Source organism: Microbacterium paludicola, from assembly GCF_015235415.1.
Lineage (GTDB): Bacteria > Actinomycetota > Actinomycetes > Actinomycetales > Microbacteriaceae > Microbacterium > Microbacterium paludicola.
The window spans coordinates 21,128-30,882 of sequence record NZ_JADGLL010000034.1 but is presented as its reverse complement, the minus strand read 5'-3'; the positions used below and the strand labels follow the sequence as shown (position 1 = coordinate 30,882).

Here is a 9,755-nt window from a genome sequence, read left to right as displayed (position 1 = left end):
GGGTCGGGGGCGGTTTCGACTCGCTGGTTCGCGGTTCCTGAGCGAGCGAAGCGAGCCGAAGGGCGCTCAACCCGTTTCGACTCCGCTTCGCTCCGCTCAACGACCGGGAGTGAGGCCGCCTCGCCCGCGACCGGGACGACCGGGTCGGGGGCGCCCGGGTCCGCCGGGGCGACCTCGAGCACCGGGGCGCCGACGGTCAGCGCCGCGCCGGGTTCACCGTGAAGCGCGACGACCGTGCCGGCGAACGGCGAGGGCAGCTCGACGACGCTCTTCGCCGTCTCGACCTCGGCGATCGCCTGGTCGACGCGGACCGTGTCGCCGACCTTCACCAGCCACTGCACGAGCTCGGCCTCCGTGAGCCCCTCGCCGAGATCCGGCAGCCGGAACACCTGCGTCGTCGCGGTGGACATCACTCCTCCCATCCGAGCGTGTCGATCGCATCCAGCACGCGGTCCACATCCGGCAGGTGGAAGCGCTCGAGCTTCGGCGGCGCGTAGGGGATGTCGAACCCGGCGACGCGGCGCACGGGCGCCTCGAGGTGCGCGAAGCAGTGCTCGGAGATGCGGGCCTGGATCTCCGAGGCGACGCTCGCGAAGCCGGGCGCCTCCGCGATCACCACGGCACGCCCCGTCGCGCGGACCGCGGCGAACAGCGTCTCGTCGTCGAGCGGCGTGAGCGTGCGGACGTCGACGACCTGCACGCTGCGCCCCTCGGAGGCCGCGACCTCCGCGGCGTCGAGCGCGACGCCGACCGAGTTGCCGTAGGCGATCAGCGTGACGTCCGATCCGGGCCGCGCGACCCGCGCGTGCCCCAGGGCGGCGGGCGCGGTGGCATCCACCGGAGCCTTCGACCAGTACAGCTTCTTCGGCTCGAGGAAGATCACCGGATCCGGATGCTCGATCGCGGCCCGCAGCAGGCTGTACGCGTCCTGCGGGGTCGCCGGGCACACCACCGTGAGGCCCGGGGTGTGGGCGTAGTACGCCTCGGACGAGTCGCAGTGGTGCTCCACGCCGCCGATGCCGCCGCCCGTCGGGATCCGGATGACCATCGGCAGCCGCACCGCACCGCGCGTGCGGTTCGCCATCTTCGCGACGTGGCTCACGATCTGCTCGAAGGCGGGGAAGGCGAACGCATCGAACTGCATCTCGACGACCGGGCGCATCCCGTTCATCGCCATGCCGACCGCGGTGCCGACGATTCCCGACTCGGCGAGCGGGGTGTCGAAGCAGCGGTCGCCGCCGAAGCGCGCGGCGAGCCCGTCGGTGACGCGGAAGACGCCGCCGAGCGTACCGACGTCCTCCCCGAAGACGAGGACGGACGGATCCGCCTCCATCGCGTCGGCGAGCGCGCGGTTGATCGCGCCGGCCATGGTGAGCACCGGCAGCTCGTGTGCCGCCTCGGTGCGGGTGGGCTCGAGCATCGTCATGACATCGCCTCCCGGCTCAGTTCGTCCTGGAGCAGCGCCCACTGGTCGTCGAGCTGCGGCGAGCGCTGCGCGTGGACGAAGCGGAACAGGTCCTCGGGGTCGGGCCGGACGTCCTTGTTCATCGCGTCGCGCAGCGCCGCGGCGGTCTCCTCGGCCTCGGCGGCGAAGCGTCGTTCGGTCTCGTCGTCGAGCGCGCCGGCCTGCGTCAAGTGCGCGCGCATCCGCAGCAGCGGGTCGCGATCCACCCAAGCCTGCACCTCGGCCCGCTCGCGGTAGCGGGTGTCGTCGTCGGCGTTGGTGTGCGCCTGCATCCGGTAGGTGTGGGCCTCGATGAGCGAGGGTCCGCCGCCGTCGCGCGCGTTCTCGACCGCGCGGCCGAGCACGGCGAGCAGGGCGGCGGCGTCGTTGCCGTCGACGCGCTGTCCGGGCATCCCGTACCCGATCGCCTTGTGTGCGAGCGACGGCGCCGCCGTCTGGCGCGAGAGCGGCACAGAGATCGCGAACTCGTTGTTCTGCACGAAGAAGACGACCGGCAGGTGGAACACCGCCGCGAAGTTCAGCGCCTCGTGGAAGTCGCCCTCGCTCGTGGCACCGTCGCCGCACATCGCGACCAGGACGGTGTCCTCGCCGCGCAGCTTCGCCGCGTGGGCGAGGCCTGCCGCGTGAAGCAGCTGGGTCGCGAGCGGCGTCGCCTGGGGAGCCGTGCGGTATCGGTGCGGGTCGTAGCCGCCGTGCCAGTCGCCGCGCAGCAGCACGAGCGCCTCCTCCGGGTCGACGCCCCGCGTGATCACCGCCACCGAGTCGCGGTAGGTGGGGAAGAGCCAGTCGCCCTCGCGCAGTACAAGCGCCGCGGCGACCTGGCAGGCCTCCTGGCCGTGCGAAGAGGGGTAGACGGCGAGCCGCCCCTGGCGGACGAGGGCGTTCGCCTGCTCGTTGATCCGCCTCCCCCGCACGAGCGCGCGATACGCGTCGAGCAGCCGTTCGGTGGGCGGGGTCGCGAACTCGTCATCGGCGGTGAGCCGGCCGGTCTCGTCGATGAGCCGCACCGGATGCTCGCGCGGAAGCAGCCTGTCCATGAGGCCTCCTCGTCTCAGTGGATGGAACAAGGATGCGCCGATCGCGACGTTCCGTCTGCGGATGTCGCGGATCATCCGGACGAATTGGTGAACGAACGGTAAGTTGAGCGCAGAGCGTCCAGGATGAGCTGGAGCTTCGGAGGAGGTGATCCGAGCGATGGAGCTGGATCAGACGGACCGGGCGATCCTGTCGGCCCTGCGCCGCGACGGGCGCGCGTCGATCAGCGACATCGCCGCGCGGGTGAAGGTCTCGCGGGCGAGCGCCTATGCGCGGGTGAAGCGGATGGAGGACACCGGGGTCATCCAGGGGTTCACGGTGCGCACCGATCCCGTGCTCGAGGGACTCCATGCAAGCGCCTACGTGGGTCTGAACGTCGAGCAGGCCGACTGGCAGGACCTGCGCGAGCGGCTGACGCGCATCCCCGAGGTGCATCACGCCGCGCTGCTGGGCGGCGACTTCGACGTGCTGCTGCTGGTGCGGGCGCGCGACAGCCGCGACCTGCGGCGCGTGGTGCTGGAGGAGCTGCAGGGAATCCCCGCGGTGCGCTCGACGCGCACCTTCATCGTGTTCGAGGACCTGCCGACCACCGGCGACTTCTGACCCGTGATCTGGGATGCTGTGGCAATGAAGCGGATCGCGGTGTGCGGCCTCGCGGTGCTGGCGGCGGCGCTGACCGCCTGCTCGCCCGCGCCGTCGTCCGGGGCGGATGTCGAGGCGAGGATCCTCGACGCGCTGCCCGAGGACGGCGACTCGGGCGAGGTGCGGATGGTCGACATCCTGCCCGACGCGCGCTGGGACCGGCTCACCATCGGGTGCCCCTACGAGGAGGCATGGGAGATGAGCGAGCGCCTGCAGGCGTGGTCGGGCAGCGTGCCCGATCTCGCGCAGCGCGATGACGCGCAGGCGATCGTGCTCGCGCGCGGCGACGCGGTCGAGCGCGCATGGCTGCTCGATCGCGAGGAGCTCGACCTCTGCGGCCCCGGTGCCGAGCCCGAGGTGCTCGCGCGCGACGAGGCGGTCCTCTCGTTCACGCAGGACGCCGACGGGCGCTGGGTCGCGGACTGACCCGCGCGGTCTCCGCGTCAGGCCTTGCGGTGGGCAGTGATCGCCGCGTGCGGGCGCGCCCCTGGCTCACGTCGGCGGGTGATGCGGTCGACCGCGAATCCCCGGTCCTCGAGCTCCTCCGCCAGGCGGTCCGGCGGCCAGAACCAGGCAGGCGCCACCGCATGCGCGAACTCCTCGACGTCGTCGCCGTCGCCGTCGAAGAACCCCACGAGCAGCGCGCCTCCCGGGCGCAGCACCCGGTGGATCTCCGCGAGGGCCTGCGGGAGCTCATCGGGAGCGAGGTGGATCAGCGAGTACCAGGCGAGGACGCCGGCGGCGCTGCCGTCGGAGCGGTGAAGCCGCCGCGCGTCGCCGACCTCGAACTCCAGCTCGGGATGGCGCGAGCGCGCGAGCTCGACGAACTCGGGAGTGAGGTCGATGCCCGAGACGTCCGCGCCGATCCCATGCAGGAATCCCGTCCACTGCCCGGGCCCGCACCCGAGATCGAGGATCGGCCCGGTCACCTGCGTCGCCCAGTCCGCGACGAGCGCCCGGTCATCCGGATGGGTCGAGGAGATGTCGCCGAACAGCGAGGTGTACTCCGCCGAGCGCGCGCCGTAGGCGGCGTCGACGCTCACTTCGCGAGGATCGCCTTGGCGTAGGCGACGATCGCGTTCGCGTGGCCGTGGCCGAGCCCGTGCTCGTCCTTCAGCCAGGCGACGACCGCCATGTGGGGCTCGGAGTCGAGGCGGTCGGCCACCAGGTCGAGCCACTCCTGGATGGGGCGGCCGTAGGTCTTCTCGATGCTCGGGAAGTACGACGCCGGGCCCTTCGCCTTCTCGCCCTCGGGGATGACGGGCGCGGGGACGCGATGTTCTGCCATGGCCGTCACGCTACTCGTGGGGGCGGACGTTCCGCCGGAGCCCAGCGTCGGTGGCTTAGCCTGAAGGGCGCGCCGGAAGGAGATGTGGATGTTCGACGGGCCGCTCTCCGCCTCGGCATACGAGGTGCTCGGGGTCGCCGCGACGGCGGATGAGGACGAGCTGCGCCGGGCGTATCGCCTCCGGCTGCGGCAGACCCATCCCGACACCGGCGGCGACGCGGCCGAGTTCATCCGCGTGCAGCGCGCGTGGGACCTCGTCGGCACCGCCGAGTCTCGGGCCGCGTACGACCGCGGGCTGGGCGCATCGCTCGCCCCCGAGCCGGAATGGTCGGAGACCGTGGACGTCCGCTCAGCGCGGGCCGACACCCGCCCCCGCGCGCGCTCGTACGGGCATCCGGGCGGATGGCGGCGCGAGCGCTACCTGACGCTGATCCGCGAGTGGGTCGGTCGTGGGCAGGAGATCCCGGATCCGTATGCCGCCGACCTCGTGCGCTCGGCGCCCCGCGAGCTGCGCCGCATCCTCGCCGACGCCCTCGCGGAGGAGGCGACCGCCCGCACGATCTCCGGCCTCGGCATGGGGTTCACCGTCTGGCACGACGTCGCCGTCGGCGACCGACACGAGCAGAAGCTCGACCATGTCGTGCTGAGCCCGTCCGGCCTCTACGGCGTGATGTCGGAGGACTTCGGCGGTGAGGTGAAGTTCCGCCGCGGCGAGCTCATCGGCGCGAACGTCGGCGGCGAGGCGCCGGTCGCCGCGCTTCTCGGCAGGATGCGCGCGGTCGCCCGGGCGGCGCGCGTGAAGTTCGGCGGCGCCATCGTCGTGCTCCCGGACGAGGACCTGCTGCAGCCGGTCACCGCGCTCGGCACGGTGCGCGGCGTGCCGGTCGTCGTCGTCCGCCGCTCGGTGCTCGGACATGTGCTGCGCACCGGCGTCCCCGGCGCGCGCGACATCGGCGGCAACGAGCTGTTCGACATCCGCACCCGCCTGCAGCAGACGATCCGCTTCGTCTGACGCGGCGCCTGCGCACCGAATAGAGGAGATCCGGCGAATCGAGGAGGATCTCGATCCGATCGTCCTGGATTGCGCGGATCTCCTCGGCTCGCCGGGTGCGCATCCTGCACATTCGTCCGCCGGATCGGATCGGGTCTTGCCACGAGCCGCTCGCGGGACCAGCATGCGAGGGAGAGCCTCGCCGGAGTGGATCCGGCGCTCGACCCGAGTCGAAGGAGACCCGCGCATGAAGAAGCTGATCAACTCCCCGGACACCGTTCTCGCCGACGCCCTCCGCGGCGTCGCCGCCGCCCATCCCGAGCTCACCGTCGACTTCGAGAACCGCGTCGTCGCCGCCCCGCGCTCGAGCGAGAAGCGGGTCGCGCTCATCTCGGGAGGCGGGTCGGGGCACGAGCCGCTTCACAGCGGGTTCGTCGGGGAGGGGATGCTGGATGCGGCCTGCGCGGGCGAGATCTTCACGTCGCCGACCCCGGATCAGATGCTCGCCGCCGCCCAGCAGGTCGACACGGGCGCGGGGGTGCTGTTCATCGTCAAGAACTACACGGGCGACGTCCTCAACTTCGAGATGGCGGCCGACCTCGCCCGTGAGGAGGGGATCGAGGCCGAGTCGGTGCTGGTCGCCGACGACGTGTCGGTCGAGGACTCGACCTGGACCGCGGGCCGCCGCGGCGTCGGCACGACGGTGATCGTCGAGAAGATCGCGGGCGCGGCGGCGGCCGAGGGACGGTCGCTCGCCGACGTCAAGGCGATCGCCGAGAAGGTCAGCCAGGCCGGCCGGTCGATGGGCATCGCCCTCACCAGCTGCACGGTCCCCGCCGTCGGCAAGCCCAGCTTCGACCTGCCGGAGGACGAGATGGAGGTCGGCGTCGGCATCCACGGCGAGCCCGGCCGCCACCGCGAGCCGCTGTCCTCCGTGCACGACATCGCCGAGACCATCGTCGACGCGATCGCGGCCGACCTCGACTTCACCGGCGGGCCCGTGATCGCGCTGCTGAGCGGCCTCGGCGGCACACCGCTGATCGAGCTGTACGCGGCCTACGGCGAGATCGCCGCCGCGCTCGAGCAGCGCGGCATCACCGTCGCCCGCTCGCTCGTGGGCGACTACATCACGAGCCTCGACATGGCCGGCTGCTCGCTCACCCTCGTGCAGGCGGATGACGAGATCCTGCGCCTGTGGGACGCGCCGGTGAGCACCGCCGCCCTGCGGTGGGGGCGCTGACATGGCGGCCGCGTTCACGACCGAGACGGCCGTCGCCTGGCTGCGCGGGTTCGATGAGAAGGTCGCCGCGCAGGCGGAGTACCTGACCCAGCTCGACTCGGCCATCGGCGATGCGGACCACGGCACGAATCTCAAGCGCGGCATGGCCGCCGTCGCACCGAAGCTCGAGGGCGCCGAGAGCCTCTCCGCCCTGCTGAAGGCGGTCGGGATGACCTTCATCTCGAAGGTGGGAGGGGCCAGCGGATCGCTCTACGGCTCGTTCTTCCTCGAGGTGTCGAAGGCCCTGCCGGATGCGGCGGAGGCGGAGGCGTCTGACGTCGAGGCCGCCCTCCGCGCGGGGGTGGCGAGCATCGTCGCGCGCGGCAAGGCGGAGCCGGGCGACAAGACGATGCTCGACGCCCTGCGGCCGGCGCTGGATGCCCTCGGCGCCTCGCTCGCGGGAGGCGGGTCGCTCGTCGAGGCCGCGGGCGCCGCGGCGAAGGCCGCCGCCGAGGGTCGAGACGCGACCGAGCCGCTCGTGGCGCGCAAGGGTCGCGCGTCGTACCTCGGCGAGCGCAGCGCGGGGCACCTCGATCCGGGAGCGGCGTCATCCGCGCTGCTGCTCGAGGCACTGGCCGAGGCGCTCGCGGCATGATCGGCCTGGTGATCGTCTCGCACAGCGAACCGCTCGCGCAGGCGACGGTCGACCTCGCTCGGCAGATGGCGCAGGGAGAGCACCCGCCGATCCGGATCGCCGCCGGTGCCGAGGGGGGCTTCGGCACGGATGCGGCCGCCATCGCGGCGGCGCTCGACGAGCTCGCCGACACCGACGGAGTGCTGGTGATGACCGACCTCGGGTCGGCGGCCCTCAGCACCGACCTGGCGCTCGACCTGCGCGAGAGCACCCAGCCGGTGCGGATCAGCGACGGGCCGCTCGTGGAGGGGACGACCGCCGCGCTGGTGCGCGCCGCGACGGGCGGCACGCTCGACGAGGTCGCCGCCGAAGCCGCGAACGCCCTTGCCGCCAAGCGGAGGGACGAGGACGAGCCCGCGGCCGCCCCGCCCGAGCCGGAGGCGCCCACCGCGCCGGACGAGGCCGCCGCCGGTTCCCAGCCCGAGGCGAGCGCGGAGGTGGAGCTCATCAACCCGCTCGGCATCCACTCCCGCCCCGCGGCCGTGCTCGCCCGCACCGCCGCCGGCTACGACGCTGACATCCGCATCAGCAACGTCACGGAAGGCCGAGGCCCCGTCAACGCCGCGAGCCTCGTCGGCCTGCTCTCGCTCGCGGGGGCGAAGGGCCACGTGCTGCGTATCGAGGCCACGGGCCCCGACCATCTGGTTGCCGTCGAGGAGCTGCGCCGCACGATCGCCGACGGCCTCGGCGAGGTCTGAGCCGCGCCTCGAAGCGAGGAGATCCTGCTGAACGAGGACGATCGGAGCGTATCCTCCCTCCCGTCGCAGGATCTCCTCGTCTCGCGACCCGGCAGGCGGCAGGGCCGGCGGGCGGAACCGCGGATCGTCGGCCGTTCCCCCGCGCGTCGTCACGAGTTCATCCGGATGCCGCAAGGTGCAGGAGGTCTCCTCCTCTCCCGAAAGGACCCGCCGTGGTTCGCCGTTCCCTCGCGGGCGTGCTGCTGCTCGCCGCGCTGCTGATCCCCGCGGCTCCGGCCGCCGCGCACAACTACTCCGCGACGGCCTATGCCGACGTCAGCGAGCCCGAGCCCGGCCTCGTCCGCACGGTGCTCGACCTCGAGTACGTGCTGCTCGTGACGGACGGCGGGCGCGAGATGGGCGACCCGGATCTCGAATCGGCCGCGTACGAGGACGTGCTCGCGACCGGGCAGGATCCCGCGAAGCTGACGCCGCGGATCCTCGAGCAGTACACCGACACCGTCGCCGGCTACGTCCTGCCGCGCTGGAGCGTCGCGCCCGCCGAGGAGGGCGCCGAGGCGTGCCCCAACACGCTCGCGGCGCCGTACGAGATCGCGCTGATCGAGAACGTCCCCCACGCGCGCATCGTGGTCGAGTCGGACTGCCGCGGCAGGGTGAACGAGCACGCCGCGACCTACCGCATCTCGACCGAGCTGTTCCCCGGCACGGCGCCCGGTGGCATGACGACGACGATCGTCTCCTACGACCTCACCTCCGGATCCGGCGTCGCCGAGCTCGACACCGACGCCAACCCCACCTTCACGACGACCCAGGACTGGGGCTCGCGGATGTGGGAGTTCTTCGTCCTCGGCGCCGAGCACCTGCTGTTCGGCATCGACCACATCCTGTTCCTGCTGGCGCTGATCGTCGGGTCCCGGCGCCTGCGCGACATCGTGCTGTCCGCCACCGCGTTCACCGTCGCGCACTCGGTGACGTTCATCCTCGCCGCGCTCGGCGTCGTGAGCGTTCCCGGCGCGATCGTCGAGCCGATCATCGCGCTGTCGATCGCGATCGTCGCGCTCTGGCACCTGTGGGGAGTGTTCCGCCGCCGCGGGGCAGGCGCGCCCGAGACCGCGCCCGGGGCTTCCCCGTCGGCGCCCGCCGCAGGCTCGATCCCGGCGCCGTCCGGATCCGTCGCCGTGCTGGAGCGGGTGGAGGTCGAGACCGACGTCGCGGCCACGCGCGGCTCGGCGGGCTTCGCACGGGCCGACTGGCTGCGCACCGCGGTGGTGTTCCTGTTCGGCCTGATCCACGGTGTCGGCTTCGCCGGCGCGCTCGGCATCTCCGAGCCGTTCTCGTGGGGCCTGCTCGGCGCGCTTCTCGTGTTCAACGTCGGTATCGAGGTCGTGCAGCTCGGCATCATCGTCGTCGTCTTCCCGCTGCTCGTGCTGCTGCGGCGGCGCATCCCGGCGGTGGGGCTGTGGGTCGGCATCGCGATCGCCGCTGCGGTCGCCGTCGTCGGCCTGTACTGGTTCGTCGAGCGCCTGGCGGCCGGCGGCTGAGGTCCAGATGACGGCCGCGCCCTTCGCCCGCACGACCCCGACTCTCCGCGTCGTCCACGGGGACTCCGGCACGGTGCCAGCCTCGTCCGCCCGCGAGATCGCCGACGATCTGCGGCGGCGCATCCTCGACGGCTGACCGGCGGGATCCCCCACCCGCCAGCGGAGGGGCCCGCGGTTCTCCG

13 protein-coding genes are annotated in these 9,755 nt (G+C 72.6%); 8 read left to right on the top strand and 5 right to left on the bottom strand.

The features are described 5' to 3' along the window. From IR155_RS12185 to pdhA, 3 genes are all read right to left on the bottom strand, one after another. On the bottom strand, positions 1 to 410 hold a 410-nt coding region (locus IR155_RS12185), incomplete at its 3' end, for a biotin/lipoyl-containing protein (RefSeq protein ID WP_322783523.1). Then, a complete protein-coding gene (locus IR155_RS12180; RefSeq protein ID WP_135115097.1) occupies positions 410 to 1,426 on the bottom strand; it encodes an alpha-ketoacid dehydrogenase subunit beta in 1,017 nt (338 codons plus the stop codon). The genes IR155_RS12185 and IR155_RS12180, both read right to left, overlap by 1 nt. After that, on the bottom strand, positions 1,423 to 2,502 hold the full coding sequence (gene pdhA / locus IR155_RS12175; protein ID WP_135115096.1) for a pyruvate dehydrogenase (acetyl-transferring) E1 component subunit alpha: 1,080 nt from the start codon (positions 2,500 to 2,502) through the stop codon (positions 1,423 to 1,425). The genes IR155_RS12180 and pdhA overlap by 4 nt, the downstream gene beginning before the upstream one ends. Before the next feature lie 157 nt (positions 2,503 to 2,659). On the opposite strand from pdhA, the gene IR155_RS12170 reads away from it, so the two are divergent. Both IR155_RS12170 and IR155_RS12165 read left to right on the top strand, forming a co-directional pair. Continuing rightward, positions 2,660 to 3,103: an Lrp/AsnC family transcriptional regulator gene (locus IR155_RS12170; protein WP_135115095.1), complete on the top strand. Its 444-nt coding sequence runs from the start codon at positions 2,660 to 2,662 to the stop codon at positions 3,101 to 3,103. 24 nt (positions 3,104 to 3,127) lie between these two features. Continuing rightward, a complete protein-coding gene (locus IR155_RS12165; protein ID WP_135115094.1) occupies positions 3,128 to 3,568 on the top strand; it encodes a hypothetical protein in 441 nt (146 codons plus the stop codon). Between the two features lie 17 nt (positions 3,569 to 3,585). Here the strand turns inward: IR155_RS12165 and IR155_RS12160 are convergent, their stop codons facing one another. Together IR155_RS12160 and IR155_RS12155 are read right to left on the bottom strand one after the other, a co-directional pair. Then, complete coding sequence (locus IR155_RS12160) at positions 3,586 to 4,185, bottom strand: class I SAM-dependent methyltransferase (RefSeq protein ID WP_135115093.1); 600 nt, start codon at positions 4,183 to 4,185, stop codon at positions 3,586 to 3,588. After that, a complete protein-coding gene (locus tag IR155_RS12155) occupies positions 4,182 to 4,430 on the bottom strand; it encodes a DUF4287 domain-containing protein (RefSeq protein ID WP_135115092.1) in 249 nt (82 codons plus the stop codon). Before IR155_RS12155 ends, IR155_RS12160 begins: the two co-directional genes overlap by 4 nt. A gap of 88 nt (positions 4,431 to 4,518) precedes the next feature. On the opposite strand from IR155_RS12155, the gene IR155_RS12150 reads away from it, so the two are divergent. The 6 genes from IR155_RS12150 to IR155_RS16170 all read left to right on the top strand — a co-directional run bounded on the left by IR155_RS12150 (position 4,519) and on the right by IR155_RS16170 (position 9,709). Further along, the gene (locus IR155_RS12150; RefSeq protein ID WP_135115091.1) at positions 4,519 to 5,442 is read left to right on the top strand and encodes a J domain-containing protein; all 924 of its coding nucleotides are present in this window, start codon (positions 4,519 to 4,521) and stop codon (positions 5,440 to 5,442) included. 226 nt (positions 5,443 to 5,668) lie between these two features. After that, positions 5,669 to 6,661 carry a dihydroxyacetone kinase subunit DhaK gene (dhaK, locus tag IR155_RS12145; RefSeq protein WP_135115090.1) on the top strand — a complete coding sequence of 331 codons (993 nt, stop codon included), beginning with the start codon at positions 5,669 to 5,671 and terminating at the stop codon, positions 6,659 to 6,661. A gap of 1 nt (position 6,662) precedes the next feature. Further along, a complete protein-coding gene (gene dhaL, locus IR155_RS12140; protein WP_135115089.1) occupies positions 6,663 to 7,295 on the top strand; it encodes a dihydroxyacetone kinase subunit DhaL in 633 nt (210 codons plus the stop codon). After that, positions 7,292 to 8,032, top strand: a complete 741-nt coding sequence (dhaM, locus tag IR155_RS12135) for a dihydroxyacetone kinase phosphoryl donor subunit DhaM (protein ID WP_135115088.1) — start codon at positions 7,292 to 7,294, stop codon at positions 8,030 to 8,032. Before dhaL ends, dhaM begins: the two co-directional genes overlap by 4 nt. A gap of 212 nt (positions 8,033 to 8,244) precedes the next feature. Further along, complete coding sequence (locus IR155_RS12130) at positions 8,245 to 9,573, top strand: HupE/UreJ family protein (protein WP_233441197.1); 1,329 nt, start codon at positions 8,245 to 8,247, stop codon at positions 9,571 to 9,573. Between the two features lie 7 nt (positions 9,574 to 9,580). Further along, positions 9,581 to 9,709, top strand: coding sequence for a hypothetical protein (locus IR155_RS16170; RefSeq protein WP_265589628.1), 129 nt, complete (start codon positions 9,581 to 9,583; stop codon positions 9,707 to 9,709). The last annotated feature ends 46 nt before the right edge of the window (positions 9,710 to 9,755 follow it).

Bases quoted from the DNA above. Each gene is read 5' to 3' on its own strand.
- pdhA (WP_135115096.1), bottom strand. From the start codon at position 2,502: ATGGACAGGCTGCTTCCGCGCGAGCATCCGGTGCGGCTCATCGACGAG.
- IR155_RS12150 (WP_135115091.1), top strand. From the start codon at position 4,519: ATGTTCGACGGGCCGCTCTCCGCCTCGGCATACGAGGTGCTCGGGGTC.
- IR155_RS16170 (WP_265589628.1), top strand. From the start codon at position 9,581: ATGACGGCCGCGCCCTTCGCCCGCACGACCCCGACTCTCCGCGTCGTC.
- IR155_RS12170 (WP_135115095.1), top strand. From the start codon at position 2,660: ATGGAGCTGGATCAGACGGACCGGGCGATCCTGTCGGCCCTGCGCCGC.
- dhaK (WP_135115090.1), top strand. From the start codon at position 5,669: ATGAAGAAGCTGATCAACTCCCCGGACACCGTTCTCGCCGACGCCCTC.
- IR155_RS12180 (WP_135115097.1), bottom strand. From the start codon at position 1,426: ATGACGATGCTCGAGCCCACCCGCACCGAGGCGGCACACGAGCTGCCG.
- dhaM (WP_135115088.1), top strand. From the start codon at position 7,292: ATGATCGGCCTGGTGATCGTCTCGCACAGCGAACCGCTCGCGCAGGCG.
- IR155_RS12155 (WP_135115092.1), bottom strand. From the start codon at position 4,430: ATGGCAGAACATCGCGTCCCCGCGCCCGTCATCCCCGAGGGCGAGAAG.
- dhaL (WP_135115089.1), top strand. From the start codon at position 6,663: ATGGCGGCCGCGTTCACGACCGAGACGGCCGTCGCCTGGCTGCGCGGG.
- IR155_RS12165 (WP_135115094.1), top strand. From the start codon at position 3,128: ATGAAGCGGATCGCGGTGTGCGGCCTCGCGGTGCTGGCGGCGGCGCTG.